This is a genomic window from Lysinibacillus sp. OF-1 (assembly GCF_028356935.1).
GTDB classification, from domain to species: Bacteria; Bacillota; Bacilli; order Bacillales_A; family Planococcaceae; genus Lysinibacillus; species Lysinibacillus fusiformis_D.
Map to the genome: position 1 here is coordinate 1,605,589 of NZ_CP102798.1, position 18,744 is coordinate 1,624,332.

At 39.3% G+C, this 18,744-nt stretch carries 15 protein-coding genes; 10 read left to right on the top strand and 5 right to left on the bottom strand.

The genetic code is table 11. The features are described from left to right. Positions 1 to 7: 7 nt before the first annotated feature. Together NV349_RS07605 and NV349_RS07610 are read right to left on the bottom strand one after the other, a co-directional pair. Positions 8 to 1,765, bottom strand: a complete 1,758-nt coding sequence (locus NV349_RS07605) for an ABC transporter ATP-binding protein (RefSeq protein WP_058845078.1) — start codon at positions 1,763 to 1,765, stop codon at positions 8 to 10. 389 nt (positions 1,766 to 2,154) lie between these two features. Continuing rightward, positions 2,155 to 3,339: an MFS transporter gene (locus NV349_RS07610; RefSeq protein ID WP_271912837.1), complete on the bottom strand. Its 1,185-nt coding sequence runs from the start codon at positions 3,337 to 3,339 to the stop codon at positions 2,155 to 2,157. Between the two features lie 125 nt (positions 3,340 to 3,464). Between NV349_RS07610 and NV349_RS07615 the strand changes: the two genes are divergently transcribed. After that, positions 3,465 to 4,343, top strand: a complete 879-nt coding sequence (locus NV349_RS07615; RefSeq protein WP_271912838.1) for a LysR family transcriptional regulator — start codon at positions 3,465 to 3,467, stop codon at positions 4,341 to 4,343. 198 nt (positions 4,344 to 4,541) lie between these two features. After that, positions 4,542 to 5,792, top strand: a complete 1,251-nt coding sequence (locus NV349_RS07620; RefSeq protein WP_101966311.1) for an MFS transporter — start codon at positions 4,542 to 4,544, stop codon at positions 5,790 to 5,792. Positions 5,793 to 5,844: 52 nt separating this feature from the next. On the opposite strand, the gene NV349_RS07625 is transcribed toward NV349_RS07620, so the two are convergent. Continuing rightward, positions 5,845 to 7,680, bottom strand: coding sequence for a multicopper oxidase family protein (locus NV349_RS07625; RefSeq protein WP_271913558.1), 1,836 nt, complete (start codon positions 7,678 to 7,680; stop codon positions 5,845 to 5,847). Between the two features lie 312 nt (positions 7,681 to 7,992). Between NV349_RS07625 and NV349_RS07630 the strand changes: the two genes are divergently transcribed. The 7 genes from NV349_RS07630 (at position 7,993) to NV349_RS07660 (ending at position 14,503) form a co-directional block, all read left to right on the top strand. Further along, the gene (locus tag NV349_RS07630) at positions 7,993 to 9,417 is read left to right on the top strand and encodes a tetratricopeptide repeat-containing diguanylate cyclase (protein ID WP_271912839.1); all 1,425 of its coding nucleotides are present in this window, start codon (positions 7,993 to 7,995) and stop codon (positions 9,415 to 9,417) included. A 274-nt stretch (positions 9,418 to 9,691) separates the two neighbouring features. Further along, positions 9,692 to 10,174, top strand: coding sequence for a cell wall elongation regulator TseB-like domain-containing protein (locus NV349_RS07635; protein ID WP_036118471.1), 483 nt, complete (start codon positions 9,692 to 9,694; stop codon positions 10,172 to 10,174). 16 nt (positions 10,175 to 10,190) lie between these two features. Further along, complete coding sequence (locus NV349_RS07640; protein WP_036118468.1) at positions 10,191 to 11,384, top strand: pyridoxal phosphate-dependent aminotransferase; 1,194 nt, start codon at positions 10,191 to 10,193, stop codon at positions 11,382 to 11,384. A 28-nt stretch (positions 11,385 to 11,412) separates the two neighbouring features. Then, positions 11,413 to 12,708 carry an asparagine--tRNA ligase gene (asnS, locus tag NV349_RS07645; protein WP_249646049.1) on the top strand — a complete coding sequence of 432 codons (1,296 nt, stop codon included), beginning with the start codon at positions 11,413 to 11,415 and terminating at the stop codon, positions 12,706 to 12,708. A gap of 76 nt (positions 12,709 to 12,784) precedes the next feature. Beyond that, the gene (locus tag NV349_RS07650; RefSeq protein ID WP_058845084.1) at positions 12,785 to 13,516 is read left to right on the top strand and encodes a DnaD domain-containing protein; all 732 of its coding nucleotides are present in this window, start codon (positions 12,785 to 12,787) and stop codon (positions 13,514 to 13,516) included. Between the two features lie 13 nt (positions 13,517 to 13,529). After that, complete coding sequence (gene nth, locus NV349_RS07655; RefSeq protein ID WP_036118459.1) at positions 13,530 to 14,192, top strand: endonuclease III; 663 nt, start codon at positions 13,530 to 13,532, stop codon at positions 14,190 to 14,192. Next, positions 14,189 to 14,503: a YpoC family protein gene (locus tag NV349_RS07660; RefSeq protein ID WP_036118455.1), complete on the top strand. Its 315-nt coding sequence runs from the start codon at positions 14,189 to 14,191 to the stop codon at positions 14,501 to 14,503. Before nth ends, NV349_RS07660 begins: the two co-directional genes overlap by 4 nt. Positions 14,504 to 14,788: 285 nt before the next feature. Here NV349_RS07660 and NV349_RS07665 read toward each other — a convergent pair whose 3' ends face one another. Further along, entirely contained in the window at positions 14,789 to 17,437 is a 2,649-nt protein-coding gene (locus tag NV349_RS07665) for a penicillin-binding protein 1A (RefSeq protein ID WP_089933188.1), read from the bottom strand. A gap of 2 nt (positions 17,438 to 17,439) precedes the next feature. Next, entirely contained in the window at positions 17,440 to 18,084 is a 645-nt protein-coding gene (recU, locus tag NV349_RS07670) for a Holliday junction resolvase RecU (RefSeq protein WP_058845086.1), read from the bottom strand. Positions 18,085 to 18,462: 378 nt separating this feature from the next. On the opposite strand from recU, the gene NV349_RS07675 reads away from it, so the two are divergent. After that, positions 18,463 to 18,657 carry a hypothetical protein gene (locus NV349_RS07675; protein ID WP_036118439.1) on the top strand — a complete coding sequence of 65 codons (195 nt, stop codon included), beginning with the start codon at positions 18,463 to 18,465 and terminating at the stop codon, positions 18,655 to 18,657. Positions 18,658 to 18,744: the final 87 nt, after the last annotated feature.

An 18,744-nucleotide genomic window follows, 5' to 3' on the forward strand; every position in this document is an offset into this window, starting at 1 on the left:
AACCCCTTTATTCATCCTCTTTAATACGTAATTGTTGCATCGCAAACTCACGGTACATAGCATGTGTTTCAAAGAGCGTTTCGTGTGTACCACATCCTGTAATATGCCCTTTCTCAATAAATAGTATTTGATCGGCATCTACTACTGTTGATAGACGGTGCGCAATAACCAATGTTGTGCGACCTTCCATTAAGTTGTCTAATGCTTTTTGTACATAAATTTCTGACTTACTATCTAAACTCGATGTTGCTTCATCTAACATTAATATTTGTGGATTACGTAAAAGCGCTCTTGCAATAGAGATACGTTGACGCTGTCCTCCTGAAAGCTTAATGCCTCGTTCTCCAACTTCTGTGTCAAACTTATCTGGCAGCTCGTTAATAAATTGATCGGCATAGGCCATTTTGGCTACCTTTTCTAGCTCATCATCTTGCACATCTCGCTCAATACCATAGCAAATATTTTCTCGAATCGTTCCTGATAATAGGGCACTTTCCTGCGCCACATAGCCAATTTGACTGCGCCAAGAATGGAGTGAGAATGTTTCTATTGGTATATCTCCTAGCGTAATACTACCGCTCGTCGGCTGATAATATCTTTCTAACAGTGAAAATGTAGTTGTTTTACCACCACCACTTGGCCCGACGATGGCTGTTACTTTGCCTGGTTCAATCGTGAAGTTTATATCAGATAAAATAGGTTCTTCCCCATAAGAGAAATCGACATTTTTAACATAAATGGGTTGATTTACTTTTTCAACTGTTAAGCCTTCTTCAATATGTTCCTCTTCATGTTCAAGCAATGCACTAATACGTTCTGTTGCACCCATTGCTTTTTGCAGTTGAGTAAAGAACATTGTCAATTGCGTCATTGGCATAATGATTTGGATTAAATATAAAATAAATGCCACCATATCGCCAGCCGTCAGCTCCCCAGAGGAAACACGGACACCACCATAGCCAATAATAGCTACAAGCACAGACATCAGCACAAATGAAATAAGCGGTGAAATCAATGCATGGATTTTTGCTTCTTTTAAGCCAAATGTAAAGAGATTAGAAATACCTTTTTTTCCACGCGCATATTCAATTTGTTCAGCATTGGAAGCCTTGACTAGACGTGTTTCGGGTAAAACTTGATTCAATACAGACGTAAATTTCGCTGTCTCATCTTGCATACCTTTTGAAATGACAAACATGCGTCGACCAAGCAACATTAAAATGACCATTGCCAGTGGTACAGCAATCAGCATCACTAACGTCATTTTCCAATCTAAAAATAACAGAATGATGATCGAACCAATAATCGAAATAACACCAGATAAACAATTTGCTAAATGCTCTGTAATCAGTTCTTTCACAACAGCTGTGTCATTTGTAACACGGCTCAAGGTTTCCCCTGTATCATGTTCATCATAATAGGGGATTGGTAAGTGTAGCAGTTTTCTCCATAATTGATCGCGTAATTTTGCTACAACATGATGACCAACTCGATTTAAATAGTAAATAGATAAGCCACTCGCAACAGCTTGTGCGATAAAGGCAATACCTAGCACAATGATTTGCCAATAATTAAGTGATTCTAAAGAAAAGCCATCCACTAATTGTTTTGTAAATAATGGAACAATAAAACCTACACCCGTTGTCGCTAAACTCATCACTAAAGCGATGACGAGTAGCCAAATCGGCGGCTCAGCCCGTTTTATTAATTGTATAAAGCGTCGCCAATCTTTTTGTTTTGTCGTATCTTTTGATGTCTCTTGCAAAGAAATAAGCCTCCTTCATTGTTCGAAAACAATGTTTTTCGTTTCTATGGCTTTACTATAGCATGCGATTATGAACTGAATATGAAATGAATCGTCATTAAAAAAGGTGATGTCACCATCATCTTTTGCTATTAGTCTGCGAATTCATCATGGTAGCAAGACTTCCCAAGCAAGTGATAGGTTCTAAGCTTTAGTTGAATTTGTAAAAGTTCCTCATAGCTTTTTAAATCAGTTTATAAAATTTCTTTAATCTATTCGATACGATAAATCAACATTTCCTTGGCGGTTTCGCTAATTTTCATATTTATGTAGATGCAATATGAATTGCAGAGGTACCCATTTAATGAAGGCCAACAAACGATTCAAAAATAAAAAGACGACCTACCTTGCTAGGAAGTCGTCTTTTTCATATGGATATGAGGTTGATTCTGATTGCCAATTTTTAGTTGAATCAGGACCATAGCTAGAACGATGATAATCATGCCAATAATCGCAACTGAAAAATTGCCTGTGAAGTCTCGTACTAGACCAACAAAAAATGGACCCAGGGCAGCGAATACGAAACCAACTGATTGTGTCATGGCTGCCAGGAAGCTTGCCTCGCTCATATCCTTGGCCTCATCGATAGGTAATGTTAATCCTAATGAGAATAGCCCACCTGCACCAATGCCAATCAACATACTACTTAACCAAGGATTATAAGAAAACAGTAGCATCAATAACCCAATTAATTCTAATGATGAACTGCTGATTAGCCATACAGCTCGATGCTGAAAACGATTATTTAAGATAGGCACTAAAAACGTGGCAGGCATTTGGGCGACGGTTAATAGTGTCAGCATCATGCCAGCATCGTGTTTGCTGTAGCCCATATTTTCAGCGATTGGTGGTAACCAAGCCATTATGGTATAAAACATGAAGGCCATTAAACCAAAAAAGCCTGTTAAAAGCCAAGCCTTTTGATTCGTTAGCATGTGCTTCACATTTATACCAGCACTAGATGGTTTAGCAGCGCCTGATTTTTGTTCGACTGGTTTCCACCAAAAGACTAAAGCAATCAGGGCAAGTATAGCCCATGAAGCGGCAGAAGCTTGCCATGAATGAAAGAGATTGCTCAATGGGATGGAAAGCCCTGAACCAAGTCCAGCGCCTACAACAAGTGCTAACGAGTAAAGACCGATTACACGAGACGGATTCGAAAACTTCTCCTTAATATAGCCCGATAATAAAGGACCCGCTATAGCAATACCAATGCCTGATAAAAAAGCCGTAACTAGCATCACCCAGGCAGAATAAGCAAAAAATCTTGCAGCTGTTGCAAGTCCAATAAGAATAAGGGAGTAAGCAATGGCTCTCTCAATGCTCCAACGATTGGCTAGTTGTATCGCAAAAGGAGCAAACAAGCCCATACATAGCACAGCTAAAGATGTTAATAAACTTGCAGTAGCCGCACTCATATGTAAAGATTCGCGGATGGTGCCTAACAAAGGTGAGACCGAAGTAATCACAGGACGTAAATTAAATGAAGCTAAAATAATAGCGATAATGGGTATAATTGTTTGCTTTGCATTCATGTTATTTCAACTCCGATACAATTCATAGTAAGTTCAAATTGAAGTCTATACCAACCAAGATGATTGAACAATACTATTATTACTATTACAATAATAGATAAAAACTATGATTGGGTGTGATCGGTGTGGAAATACGTCATTTACACTATTTTATGGCAGTCTGTGAGGAGTTACATTTTACAAAAGCTGCTGAGAAACTTGGCATTTCTCAGCCAACATTAAGTCAGCAAATACGCGTGCTTGAGGACGAGTTAGGTATGCCATTGTTTGATCGGATTGGAAAAAAGATTGTTGCAACAGAGGCTGGCTCTCTATTATTTAGCTATGCTACGGAAATGCTCACAACATTACAAAATGTTAAAGATGCTATCAATGATTTACAGGAGCTGCAAAGAGGACAAATAAGTGTTGGCATTATGCCATCTGATTTAGATTATCGGATTACACAGCTTGTCATTGACTTTCATCAAAAATTTCCGAAAGTAAAACTGAAGATACTGGCTTCTATTGATATTATGCGGCAGGTTCTTGAAAATGAAGTGGATATTGGCATTGGGACGAATGTGGAGCCAGATGATCGTTTGGTAATCATTCCTTTACGTAGAGAGGAGTATGTACTGACCGTTTCACAGGAGCACCCATTGGCGAATCAAACCGCTATCACCATTGCTGAATTGAAAGGCCTGCCTATGGTGATGTATCCAGAAGGCTTCTTTGGCAGAGAGATTGTAGAGGAGGCTGTAAAAAAACATGGTTTTCAGCTTCATTCTATTCTTGAAACAAGCTCTGTCACGTCGATTATGAATCTTGTTCGTGCCAATATTGGTGCGACAGTGCAACCATACCATCTAATCCAACAAATAAATGATCCTACTTTGTGTAGTATACGTATTTCAGATGGAGCACCTAGCCGTAGCTTGTCTATCATTTACCGAGTAGATCGCTATGTCAGCCAAGCAACAACAGCATTTATTAAACAAATTAAAGAATATTTCAAGGCTTGAAGCAAACGGTTAAGAAGATAAATTGCCAAATAAAGTTCCTTTTTTTGGTGAGATTACATATACTATTTATAAACCGACAGTCAGTCTAATTTATGTAGGGCAAGATATGAAGCGTGTAAAGTTTCACTTGTGCCTACACTTTTTTTACATAAATAATGACCGACAGTCGGTCTAATAAATTGAAGAGGTGGTCATTAAATGGAAATAACAATAACAGAAAAGGGCTATTCGAAAGATTTTTTTATAATGGTAGTTGGGCAAATTATTTCTATTTTGGGCTCTGCACTTTTAAGATTTGCTTTGTCACTTTTTGTGTTAGATATGACAGGACGCGCAGATCTTTTCGCTTTGCTTTTTGCTATTTCATGCCTACCTATTTTACTTACGCCATTTGGTGGTGCTATAGCAGATCGATTCAATCGACGTAATTTAATGGTCCTATTTGATTTTATCAGTAGTGCTATTGTCTTTATTTTCTTTTTCGTGTTACTGACAGACAATCATTCCGTGTTATCGATAGGGTTTGTTATGGTGCTGTTATCACTTGTCAGTGCAATGTATACACCAGCCGTAATGGCTAGTATCCCTATATTGGTTAGTGAACAGAAACTAGAACAAGCCAATGGCATTGTCAACGGAGTGCAGGCTTTGGCAGGTGTGACTGCACCTGTACTAGGGGGAATTTTATATGGTGTGCTCGGCCTAAAAATGCTGGTCATTGTAAGTGGTTTTTTATTCTTCTTTACAGCTATTGTAGAAATGTTTATGACGATTCCCTTTATAAAGCGAGACTACGATGGGCATTTGGTGCAAATATTAATGAAGGATATGAAAGAAGGCTTTACCTATGTCGTGAAGCAAACATTTATTTTAAAATGCACGCTACTAGCTGCTTTATTGAATTTATTATTGACACCGCTTTTTGTTGTGGGCGTACCGATTATCCTTCGCGTCACAATGGAAAGTAGTGATGCATTATATGGAATAGGTATGGGTATCATTGATTTGGCAACCATTTTAGGAGCATTAACGATGGGCTATTTTGCACAAAAGCTTCGTATTCACAACCTCTACATTTGGGTGTTGCTGTCGGCATTATTAGTCATTCCTATGGCGATGGCTGTGTTGCCTCGAATGTTACTAGTAGGCTATTATCCTTCATACGGCATCTTTATTGGGTGTGCCGTTGTGATTGCGATGATGATGACGATCATTTCCATTTACGTGATGACCCTTGTCCAAAAGCAAACACCAAATGATAAATTAGGGAAGGTCATGGCAATTATGATGGCAGTATCACAATGTATGGCTCCACTTGGGCAAATAGGGTATGGTATGTTGTTCGAGGTCTTTCAAGGTAGGATTTATATACCTGTTCTCATGATAGCTGTATGTGTACTATTGTTAGCGTTCATAACGAACAGAGTATGGCGATTTGAGACTAAATGATTTGTTATAACAAAGAAAACCACCTTTTTAATGGTAGTTTTCTTTGTAAAGCTTAAAATCTTCTCGCTCTATGACGCCTCTGCCTGTTAGTAGGAGCCTGCGTAGGCAAGAATGGGAAGAGAAGTGGTGGCCTAAACTGTGCATTATTGCCTACATGGACAGCCAGCGATTCCTTTTCACTCGTAGGAGCCGCACTCTCTTCCTCCTGTGCTATGGCGTTTAATAGCGGTGCTGGAGACTCGTTATGATGTGTAGTACTGGTAGTTTCAGTAGGATTTGTTGTAGCAGTCGCTTCTTGATGTTGTGCTGGATGTTCGATGGCAGCATGTGGCTGCTGGACTGCATGGACGTCTTTCATGACGAGGATTGGCCGCATCATATCATGGTCCTCGTGCTCAAGGAAGTGACAATGCCACATATAATGACCAATATGATCTTTCCAATGCATAATAATTTTCGTTACCTTACCTGCATCAGCTTTCACTGTATCCTTCCAGCCTCGCTCATAGTCACGTGGCTCCTCAGGTGGCCCTGTGAATTCTATAATGCCTTCATTTTGATAAAGTTCCAGATTAAAGGGTCTTCGCTCCAAAATTTTAAATTGAATGAGATGTAAGTGAATAGGGTGAAGAAAAGGTGTAGCATTAATAAAATTCCATATTTCCACACTATCTAAAGATGGTTTTTCTGTTGCTGGGTCATGGTACATACGGTCATTTAATAATAACATGGGGCGTCCAAATTCATCAGTTGTAGCTGTCAAGGGCAGTTGTCTTTCAATATGTGCATGGTGTGTATGGAGATCCATCGTAACGGCTAGCCTTTCAGGAATATCACTTGTATCTTCACATTTTAAAGGTACTGTGACTCTAAACTGCATAATGACATTTGTGTGTTCATTACTGAAATCTGTATCCGCATTGATTAAGGTGATTTCCTGTCCCGCACAGTTTGAAAAATCGATAATCACATCTGTACGTTCTGCTGGCAACAACTCGACAGATTGGATCAGTTGGGGGGCGGATAAGAAACCGCCATCTGTACCAATTTGAAACATTGGCTGACCATTTGACAGGCTGATAACATAGCCCCTCCGATTGGAACCATTAAGAAAACGAAATCTATATTTACGTGGCTCTACATCTAAGTAAGGCCATAATTTTCCGTTCACTACGATTGTATTACCAACAAAACCAGGTGTAATGGAGGGGTGAACGGGGACTGGGAATGGTGGTTCATCAGGATAAAACAACGAGCCATCCTCATTAAAGGATTTATCTTGTATTAAAACCGGATATTCGTAGTCTCCACATGGTAAATTAGCGCGTTCCTCAAGTGCGTCTCTCAGTAAATAAAAGCCTGCTAATCCTGCATAGACATTTAAACGTGTTAAGGCCATTGCATGGTCATGATACCACATGGTAGTGCCAGGCTGATGATTTGTATATTCATGTATTTCCTTATTAAATTTTGGCCCAGTATGCCGATAGTCTCTTGTGTACCATGCTTCTGGATGACCATCACTCTCCCAATCCACATTGGCGCCATGTAAGTGAGTGACGGTTCTTACCTCTTGAGAATCGTTGGCGGCATGAAGTGTAAAATCTACGGGTAAAAAGTGCTGTAAGGGTAGCTGATTTTTATATTTCACGTAAATGGTTTTGTCTTTAGTAGCTTCAATGGTTGGTCCTGGATAAAGCCCGTTATAGCCCCAAATGTATGTTTTGGGGAAATGCTTATGAAAACGGTGCTCGCCTTCCATCATGACTAATTCATAATAATCATTTTTTTGTTGCCCTCTACTATATTTGGGTTTAGCTATCATTGGTTTTGGAAGTTCATCTACAAATTTTGGAATAGTTGCTGGATCAGAAGGGTTAATTTGCATACTCACAACATCACGTCCTTTTTCAATACTTAAAATGGCTAATTATTTCATCATATGGGTAAAAACAATAGGTAACGGGGACAATGATGGAGAAAAGTGTGTGAAGGCATAAAAATTTAACGACAACTATGAATGGAAAGCGATGATTCATTTTGAAGGTGTAGCGCAAGAAAAAGATGGTTGGACCTAGTAAGAGATTTTGAAATGCAGGAAATAGTTGGTTATCTAATGAAAAGGGCGGACGGAGTGAATAAATATACCTTATAATTGAGAAAGCACAAAGTGTATAGGGCTTGGAGAAGTGGTGAAACGGTGAAATTAACATTAGAAGAGTTAAATAAAACGATTATGGAAATGCGCACGAAGGGGTTTTTAACGGAAGCATTAAAACTAGCGGATCAAGGTCTTTTAGTCGCATTAGAGAGCGAAAATTATGCATATGTATTGGATTTGTACTATCAAAAAATACTAGTTCACCATTCTTTAGGTGACACCTTAAGCATGGTCAGTCTTATGCATGATTATGAGGCGATTTGTCAAAAATATGGTTCTAGCAAAGATTTAATGCATTATCATTTAATCATGTCTTTAATCTATGACTTGGTAGGCATACGTGAAAAAACAGTAGAGATGACGAAGAAATCGATCGCCTATGCACAAGAGTTGCAGGACGCCATCATGCTTGTTCGGTGTCATAATAATTTATGTTATTTAGAGGTGGAGAAGGGCTGTACGAAGGAAGCACTTCAAGCAGGGCTTTTAGCTAGAACATATAATCAGTCCTTATCTAAGACAATGCCCGATCTTGCAAAATTACATGATATTCGTATTAATAATAATTTAGCAGATGTTTATATTTTAGAAGGGGATTTTAAAACGGGGAAGGCCTTGCTGGACAGCACGTTATCCTCTGACATTATTCATCAGCATAAACGCGAAAAAGTAGCTGCGTTGTTTGGCTATGGCTTTTTATATGAAAAGCAGCAAAAGCTTGAAGAAGCCGTCCCCTATTATAAAAAGGCTGTAGAGCTTGCTAAATCCTACGGGGATAAACCGACAACGAAAAAAGTCATGCGTTTACTGTTAGATGTATTGTATCAATTGAATTGGCGGGATGAAATTTTTGATGTACAGCGTGAATATATTGATCTTACAGAAAAAATGAGTGTTGCGAATTTACTACAGCAAGTCATGAATTTGGAATTTAAGCGTCAAAAGGAGAAGCTTGAGAAAAAAGCCCATTATGATCCATTAACGGGCGTGTTAAATCGTCATTTTTTGGATCATGAGCTACATGAATGGTTAAACATAGCCGAAATGACGCAATCATATGTGTGTATTACGGTACTAGATATTGATCATTTTAAATTGTTTAATGATATGCATGGTCATCTGTTTGGGGATATGGCTTTACAGCTTTTAGCCAAGGGCTTGAAGAACTTTTTACATAAGGAAGATGTGAAAATTATTCGGTATGGCGGAGATGAATTTATCCTTTGTATCAAGCATCAACAAAAGGACTATATCAAAACACTTGTCAACAACACGCATGCTTATTTACTCACTTTAAAGCTAGAACAAGAGCATCAAAGCTATCCGTTAAAGGTGAGTATGGGTGCTTGTGTCAACAATCAGCAAAATTATCAGTATAAAGAGTTATTTGAGCGAGCAGATAGCTGTTTGTACGAAGCGAAAGATAATGGCCGTGCCAGCTATGTTCTGTGCGAACTATCATAAATTTACGCATTCCTATTTACTTGGTTGAATAGGAATTTTTCAATGGAATTAAATTTGCTATACCAATCATTTGAAAACGTTATTCTAGCAACGTACAATATATGAAATTAGGAAACACGACAGTACAAAATTGTTGTATAATGTTGTGGTATGAGGAAAGAAAGCAGGTTGACAAAATGGAAAGCAAAATGAATGGTTATACAGTGATAGACATACACAAGCTTCAGCTATGTGTTATGCCAAAACAGCTCGATAGGAAACATAAGGTGAATAGATGAAAAACTGGTTAATTTTCATTTCTGTCTTTATTGTTTCATTGTCACTTGTCATTAGCATTTTAGTACTCTGGAAAGCCGAGGCTCCGTTCCGTTCAATTGAAGAGAAGGCTGAACAGTTGGCACTCGATGCCAAAGCCCTCGCAATTGTCTCGGAGTCCTACACATATAATGGCAAACATTCGTATGTTACTGTGTTCGGGGTAGACGAATACGGTGATAAAAAAGCTGTCTTTGTTCCAACGAATCTAGATGAGGATTCCATTCAGGAAGTGTTATTAGAAGATGGTATTACGGAAAAGCAAGCATTATCGGTTTTTAAAAATGAAGGAAATGTACAAAAAGTCCTCCACATGAAATTAGGTTATGAGGAACCTGGCGCTGTTTGGGAGATTACCTATCTAAACAACCATGATCAGCTCAACTATGTCTATATCATGTTTAAGGATGGCGACTGGTGGAAGCGCATTACGAATTTATAAGAGGAGTAGATCCCGGATGAAAAATTTATTAGCAACACGTGTAAAAACTTTAACACCATCTTCAACATTAGCTATTACTGCGAAAGCAAAAGCATTGAAAGAGCAAGGTATTGATGTTATTGGTCTTGGGGCTGGTGAACCAGACTTTAACACACCTCAAAATATTTTAAATGCAGCCATTGATTCAATGGAAAAAGGATTAACAAAATATACACCTGCTGGCGGACTTCCAGTTTTGAAAAAAGCTATTATTGATAAGCTTCAACGCGATAATAATCTTGCCTATCAATCAAATGAAGTCATTGTCGGCGTAGGGGCAAAGCATATTTTATATACGCTATTCCAAGTTATTTTAAACGAGGGCGATGAGGTTATCATTCCAATTCCTTATTGGGTGTCTTATCCAGAACAAGTGAAATTAGCTGGTGGCGTACCTGTATATGTTGAAGGTACACGTGAACAAAGCTATAAAATTACAGCGGATCAACTAAGAGCAGCTGTGACAGATAAAACGAAAGCCGTTATTATCAATTCACCTAGCAACCCATCAGGCATGATTTATTCTCGTGAGGAGCTAGCAGAGCTTGCAGCTGTTGCAGAAGAAAAAGATATTTTAATCGTGTCAGATGAAATTTATGAAAAGCTTGTATACAATGGTATTGAGCATTTTTCAATTGCACAACTTTCTGATGCAGTGAAAGCACGTACAATCGTTGTAAATGGTGTGGCAAAATCTCACTCTATGACAGGCTGGCGTATTGGGTATGCTGCAGGTGACGCAGACATAGTTAAAGCAATGACTGACCTTGCATCACACTCAACATCTAATGCGACAACAACAGCACAATATGCAACTGTGGAGGCGTATAATGGTCCTCAGGATGCAGTAGAAGAAATGCGTCAAGCATTTGAATCTCGTCTTGAAAAAATTTATCCACAGTTAAGTGCAATTCCTGGCTTCCATGTCTTAAAACCACAGGGTGCATTCTACTTATTACCAGACGTAGCAGAAGCTATGGCCCACACTGGCTATGATTCAGTAGATACATTCGCTGCGGATATTTTAACAGAAGCAAACGTAGCAGTGATCCCAGGCTCTGGCTTTGGTGCACCAACTACAATGCGATTATCCTATGCTACATCTTTAGAATTATTAGAAGAGGCAGTCCGTCGTATTGATGCATTTGTAAAATCAAAATGGCAAGACTAATCCCTCTAGTCGACTTTGGAGGATTTCTATGAAAAAAATTATGATTAAAGATATGCCACAGCATATCGGTGAAACAGTCAAAATTGGCGTTTGGTTAGCTAACAAACGTTCAAGCGGAAAAATCGCGTTCTTACAGCTACGTGATGGTTCTGGCTTTGTACAGGGCGTTGTCGTGAAAGAAGAAGTAGGCGAAGAAATTTTTGCTACGGCAAAAGGAATGACGCAAGAAACGTCTATGTACGTTACGGGCGAAGTGAAAGCTGACGAACGCTCAAGCTTTGGCTGTGAGCTTGCTGTAACAGGTATTGAGGTACTACATGCAGCAACAGATTTCCCAATTACACCAAAAGAACATGGTCCTGAATTTTTAATGGATAACCGTCATTTATGGCTACGCTCTCGTAAACAGCATGCCATAATGAAAATCCGTAACGAAATTATTCGTGCCACATATGAATTTTTCAACAATAATGGTTTTACAAAAATGGACCCACCAATTTTAACAGGATCTGCACCTGAAGGTACTTCAGAGCTATTCCATACAAAATATTTTGATGAAGATGCTTATCTATCTCAATCTGGTCAGCTTTACATGGAAGCGGCTGCAATGGCGTTAGGAAAAGTATTCTCATTCGGTCCAACTTTCCGTGCTGAAAAATCTAAAACACGTCGTCACCTAATCGAGTTTTGGATGATTGAGCCTGAGATGGCATTTGTAGAATTTGAAGAAAACTTAGAAGTACAAGAGCAATATGTAGCGCACATCGTACAATCCGTACTGGCAAACTGCAAATTAGAATTAGAGCGACTTGGCCGTGATACATCGACACTTGAAAACATCAAAGCGCCATTCCCTCGTATTTCGTATGATGATGCGATCAAGCTTTTACATGAACAAGGCTTCGACGATATCGAATGGGGCGATGATTTTGGTGCGCCACATGAAACAGCTATTGCGAATTCATTTGACAAACCAGTATTTATTACTTGTTACCCAGTAGGCATTAAACCATTCTATATGCAACCACATCCAGAGCGTGATGATGTTGTCTTATGTGCTGATTTAATCGCACCAGAGGGTTACGGTGAAATTATTGGTGGTTCTGAGCGTATTCATGACTATGAATTATTAAAATCACGTTTGGAAGAGCATAATCTATCATTAGATGCTTATGCATGGTATTTAGAGCTTCGCAAACATGGTTCTGTCCCACATTCAGGCTTTGGTCTTGGATTAGAGCGAACTGTAGCATGGATTTCTGGCACAGAGCATATCCGTGAAACGATTCCATTCCCACGTTTACTGAACCGCTTATATCCATAAGCTAATCAATTTAAAAGTCGCGTAGTGAAATATCTACGCGGCTTTTCTACTTACTAAAGAAGGAGTCTGGAGAAACATGAACGTAAATAATCATCGACTCCGTACATGGACTGAGCAGAGAATGATTCCCATTCCTCAGCTTTTTTTTCAGTTTTATAAGGAGTTAAATATGGAAGATGAAGAGGCACTCATTGTCATGCACTTATTAGCCTTTCATATGGAAGGGAATGATTTCCCAACACCTAATGATCTCAAAAATCGCCTCACAATGTCTGACCATGACATCACATCACGTTTACAACGCTTAATGCAAAAAGGTTTTCTTGAAATTTCACGCGATGTTGATGCGGGAGGCAAGCTATATGAAAAATATTCCGTGTACCCACTATGGGAGCGCATTGTGCAGATGATGGATATGAAAGAGCAGCAAAAAACGGCAGTGACACTTCGACAAGAAGAAGGCGAGCTATTCCGTCTATTTGAAGAGGAAATGGGGCGTCTTTTATCTCCTTTAGAGCTTGAAAAAATAGGATGTTGGCTTGATGAGGACAAGCATAGTCCAGCACTCATTAAGGAAGCACTAAAGGAGGCTGTCTTTGCTGGGAAACTGAGTATTCGTTATATTGATCGCATTTTATTAGAGTGGAAAAAGAAAAATATTACGACACCACAAGCCGCACAAAAGCAAAGCGAGCAGTTCCGTGAGAAACAGACATTTAACAGAGCACCAGGGCGGACAGCTCAACAAGAAACAACGCAACCAACGAATAAAGTACCATTTTATAATTGGTTAGAGGAAAGAGAATAGGGGGGCATCTGGTTTGTTAACAAAAAAACAGTGGGAGCATTGTCTAGAAGAGATGGATCGAATGTTTCCAGATGCACATTGTGAGCTCGTGCATGACAATGCCTTTGAGCTGACGATTGCTACATTATTATCCGCACAATGTACAGATGTGTTAGTCAATAAAGTAACGAAAACATTATTTCAAAAATATAAAACGCCAGAAGATTATTTAGCGGTATCCTTAGAGGAGTTACAGCAGGATATTCGTTCTATCGGTCTTTATCGTAATAAGGCAAAGAACATTCAGGCATTATGTCAACGATTGCTCACTGAGTATGGTGGTGAAATACCTGCAACACGTGAAGCACTTGTGACATTACCAGGCGTAGGGCGAAAAACAGCCAATGTCGTGCTTTCCGTTGCCTTTGATATTCCAGCACTTGCAGTGGATACGCATGTGGAGCGAGTTTCAAAACGGCTAGGGCTCTGTCGATGGAAAGATTCGGTGCTTGAAGTAGAAGAAACGATTATGAAAAAAACACCTATGGACAAATGGTCGAAAACACATCACCAGTTAATTTTCTTTGGACGTTATCATTGCAAGGCACAAAATCCTGGGTGTCATGCCTGCCCTTTACTCGCTGATTGTCGTGAAGGTCAAAAACGCTTAAAGAAAGGCTTGGTGAAGGAAGCGTGAACAATGAGGCTATCGCAAAAGATAAAGTAGATGCATGGTTTGCTCAATGGTCAACCTTGCAAGCAGCGATCCATACAGCCCACGATGCGAGAAACGGTACAGCTAAAGGGCTAATGGAACAAGCCATCGAGCTATTTGAACAACTTGTACAGGCAGCAGGCGATGAGGTGCTACCGATCAATGGTGTTGAAAGACTTTCCTTTATTAAAGCCAAGCCAGGCCAATATGCATGCTACCGTCAGCTAGATGAATTATTCAAAGAAACCAAAAAGCGCACAGCTCGATTGCGAATTCAAGCTAGCAAAAGCTAGGAGTCGATAGAGCACCAAGATGCGGATAAAGTGCAAGAAGTGGTGGATAGAAAGTCAAAAGTAGCGGATAGAATGAGAAAATTGGTGGATAGAGCAAGCAGAGTGATGGATAGAGTGCCAAGTAGCGGATAAAGTGCAAGAAGTGATGGATAAAATGCCAAAAGTAGCGGATAGAATGAGCAAAGTGATGGATAGAGCGCCAGAATTGATCGATAGAGCACTAACAAAGTGTTAAGAACGAATTTAAAAAGCCGAGAAGCAAATTGCTGCTTCTCGGCTTTGTGTTTATTCTGAGCTTTGGTCTTCTTCTATTGGGTTGGTTGGTTCGGTAGGAGGGGTTGGCTGTTGATTGCCATCATTGTTACCACTGTTGCTACCGTTACCGTTATTACCTTGCCCATTACCATTATTATTGTTGTTATTGCCATTGTCGTCATTCCCGTTGTCATTGTCTTCTTGACCAGGATCTGTTGGTAAATCGATTTCTGGCTCATCTGGGTCTTCTGTTTCTAAATCTTCCTCAGGCGTACTTGTGATTTGGAAGGTAGTTGTGCCAGGTTCACTGCGTGTGCCATCTACAATGGCTACGACAGAGATTGTGTAATTACCATCTTCAAGCGTGTTGCCAACAGTTAAGCCTTTGCTGTCTGTTGTACCAAGCGTTATTGATTCTCCGCCATCACGTTTGGCAGTTACTTCAAATGAAGTTGGTAATGGTTCATCTGTTTTTGGATCTAGGATCGCATCATGTTCCCAAGAGATATTAATAGACTGTGCTCCTAAATCTAGGCTTGCTGATACATTGTAAGGTGTAGATAATTCTGGAGCCTCGTACACACTCGACACCTCTGTTGGTTCAGTACCACGAACGAATAGTTCTGTTTGACGTAGTTCGCTAGGTGTATAATCACTTGCTAATTTAAGTGGTTTAGAGCCGACTTCAATCGTTGCTTCTACAACGGTATTTGGCTTTTTAAAGCTTGTATTTTCAACATTTGATGAAATATCTTGCATAATTGATTTAAATAAATTTTGTGGTAATCGACGTTCTTCCCACGTTGTAATTGGATCAAAGTGTTTTTCATAACCACTCCAGATAGCAATGGAGTAGTTTGTTGTGTAACCCGCAAACCATGAGTCTGGTACACTTGTATTTGGTAGATTATATTTGCTAAAATCTTCTGCTGAGTAGTTGGTTGTACCTGTTTTACCTGCGATATCTAAGCCAGGTACATTGGCAGCAGTACCAGATGCATCTGGTTTATTGCCAACGACATCACGTAGCATATCTGTCACCATATAAGCTGTGTAATCGCTCATAGCCACTTTAGGCTCAGGTGTGTAATTTTTAGATGTTTTACCGTCACGGTAGACGATTTTTGTAATGGCATGTGGATCTGTATAGACCCCGTTATTGCCGAAAGCAGCATAGGAAGCAGCCATTTGGATAGGGGAGATTGTAATGGCACCTCCACCAATCGCATCTGACTCATATAGATTTTCCGTTTCAATTCCTAAACGCCCTACAAATTCTTTTGCTTTGTCAGTACCAACCTCTTGTAATGCTTTGACAGCTGGTACGTTACGTGATGCATATAACGCTTTACGTGCCGTCATGGCCCCCATATATCTGCCATCCCAGTTCGTGATTGTTTGTTTTGAATTTGTATAGTTCATTGGTTCATCGACAAGTGTTTGACCTGTAGACCATTTTAAATATTCAATTGCTGGACCGTAGTCAACTAATGGTTTCATTGTGGAACCAGGTTGATTTTTTGTTAGGTCATCTGCATAGTTGAAACCACGCTCAGCACCGTAATGACGACCACCACCAACGGCTTGAATGGCACCAGTCTTTGTATCGATGACAGCTACACCTGACTGAATTTCTTCAGTAGGGAAATTACTGTCGTCGTTCATTACGTTTTCTACAACTTGTTGGGCATTCGGATCAAGTGTTGTATAAACTTTAATTCCTTCTGCCATCGCTGTTCCATCACCATTATTTTCTAATTCATTGATCACAATATCGAGGAAGGCATCATATTTCGAACCTGCAAATGATTGACGTGTTGCATCATCCGCTAGACCTGATTGGACTTCCATTTGTTTTGCTTCTTCCATCTCAGCTTTTGTAATTTTTCCATGTTGATGCATTAAGCCTAAAACCGTATTACGACGTTTTTTCGCAAGCTCAGGGTTTTTTAATGGATTATAAGCATTTGGTCGTTGGACTAATCCTGCTAATAATGCTTCTTCATCTAATGTTAAATCTTTTAATTCTTTACCATAGAAATATTGTGCTGCTGTTCCGAACCCGTAAATACGACCCGACATGAGCATTTTATTGAAGTACATTTCAAAAATCTCTTCTTTTGAATACTTACGTTCTAGTTGGAAGGCTAGCCAAGCTTCTTGTGCCTTACGCTTTAGTTTTTTCTCGTTTTGTAAAAATGAGTTTTTGACAACTTGCTGTGTCAGGGTAGACGCACCTTGTGCACCAAAGCCATCACGGAAGTTTGCCAAAATAGCACCGCCTAGACGATAAAAGTCCATGCCGTGGTGCTCAAAAAAGCGCACATCTTCCGTTGCGAGAATAGCATTGACCATATCTTCAGGTATATCTTCATACTTTATATATTTACGGTTTTCAGCACCGATTGTAGCAAATAGTTCACCGTTTTTATCGTAGAACTCTGAAGAAACAGGGTCCTTTAATAATTCTTCATCAAGCTCTGGAGCTGTGCTTGCATAGTAGGCAAACAATCCAGCGCCTCCAATGAAGCCCGCCACACCGATTGCTAAGAGTGTTAAGAAAATACGTTTAAACCACGTCTTAGCAGGTGAAGATGATGTTGTTTTTTTCTTACCTTTTTTATTTTTTTCAGCGAGAGCTTTTTGGTGCTCTCCACGTGTTCGACGACGTTCAGTCATTCTTATTTCTCCTCACTTTCAGACCTGAAGCATGTTGCATCGATCCATTGTTGGATAATGGGTAAGTAATCGATACGTGGATAATAACTTGTAGGAATTTCATATGCCTCTTCTTCAATCGTTGAAAAGGGTATCGATTTACGATCGCCATTCTCCATTGCTTGCCAGGCCTTTTGTAAAACTTCGTAGGGCACAATAAAATATCGTTCAAAGGCAGAAAAGCGAACGATAATAAAAGCCATACCATTTTGTTCCGTCACTTGCTGCATATGGATCATTTGATGCTCATGAATATTTTTTAAGGGGAAGCTCGTTTTGGAAGCCGTTTCCTTTGCATCAAAATCTATATAATGCCCATTCCAAACACCATTGTAGTCGGTTGTAGAGGGTGTTCGAAAATATGCTTCACGAATAACAGCAGCACTTCGTGAAGGGTACTCTACTTTGACGATTTGCACAGGAACAGGTTTCTTATGAATGATAGCAAGTCGCCTTTTTATATAATAGTCGTTTGCTTCATTAATTTCATCTTCTAGAGTCTTGCCACGATTACTAAAAGACAAATCTTTGCTATTCCTTTTTTTCTCTGTTTTCTGTACAGACACATTCGGCGTATACAATTTTCCGTTTGGATAACGAATTGTCATTCAACTCACCCTTTATCATACTGCTTTTCTATACACTAGTTTACCATGTTTTAGCGGCTATTCTCTACCTCCATCAGTCATGTTATTGCTAATAGAATCGTAGAGAACAGATGGGAAGTAGAAACAAATTACGTCGAAAAATCACTAGCTTCTATTTTACTCGAATCGTCAAAATAACTGATTAATTTTAGTCATGAATTGGCTGAAAATATGTCCCTTTCAGATCTTTCATAGAAGACGTTTTTTTAGGTTGAAGGTTCATTTTTAAAAATTTATCGAAAATCTTCTTCTTTCAGCTAACTTACGCTTATTTTGTCACGCTTGAAGGTAATTCTATACATACGAGGAATACTAAAGTAAAGCAAAGGAGGCGTTATATTGAACAAGTTAGAACAATTAGTTGCGCAGTTAGATCTGGTCAATCAATTACTTTTCACGAGAGTGTCCCTGGAAAACAATGCACATAGTTTGCACTTTTTTATGCAGCTTCAAGCGGTTAGCCAGAAAGTAAGCTTAGCAGAAAAGAACTGGCAAGTAAAGAATGCTTGTTCGCCTATTAGTAGTGAAAAATGATAGACTTTGGTACACTTATCTCATAAGCAATTGAACTAACACAATAGCATTAAAATTGATACATTATTTACCATGAAATAGCGGTGA

What these genes read in the sequence shown, in the direction of transcription:
- NV349_RS07610 (WP_271912837.1), bottom strand. Translation starts at nt 3,339, where the DNA reads ATGAATGCAAAGCAAACAATTATACCCATTATCGCTATTATTTTAGCT.
- NV349_RS07620 (WP_101966311.1), top strand. Translation starts at nt 4,542, where the DNA reads ATGGAAATAACAATAACAGAAAAGGGCTATTCGAAAGATTTTTTTATA.
- NV349_RS07625 (WP_271913558.1), bottom strand. Translation starts at nt 7,680, where the DNA reads ATGCAAATTAACCCTTCTGATCCAGCAACTATTCCAAAATTTGTAGAT.
- NV349_RS07635 (WP_036118471.1), top strand. Translation starts at nt 9,692, where the DNA reads ATGAAAAACTGGTTAATTTTCATTTCTGTCTTTATTGTTTCATTGTCA.
- NV349_RS07640 (WP_036118468.1), top strand. Translation starts at nt 10,191, where the DNA reads ATGAAAAATTTATTAGCAACACGTGTAAAAACTTTAACACCATCTTCA.
- asnS (WP_249646049.1), top strand. Translation starts at nt 11,413, where the DNA reads ATGAAAAAAATTATGATTAAAGATATGCCACAGCATATCGGTGAAACA.
- NV349_RS07650 (WP_058845084.1), top strand. Translation starts at nt 12,785, where the DNA reads ATGAACGTAAATAATCATCGACTCCGTACATGGACTGAGCAGAGAATG.
- NV349_RS07665 (WP_089933188.1), bottom strand. Translation starts at nt 17,437, where the DNA reads ATGACTGAACGTCGTCGAACACGTGGAGAGCACCAAAAAGCTCTCGCT.
- recU (WP_058845086.1), bottom strand. Translation starts at nt 18,084, where the DNA reads ATGACAATTCGTTATCCAAACGGAAAATTGTATACGCCGAATGTGTCT.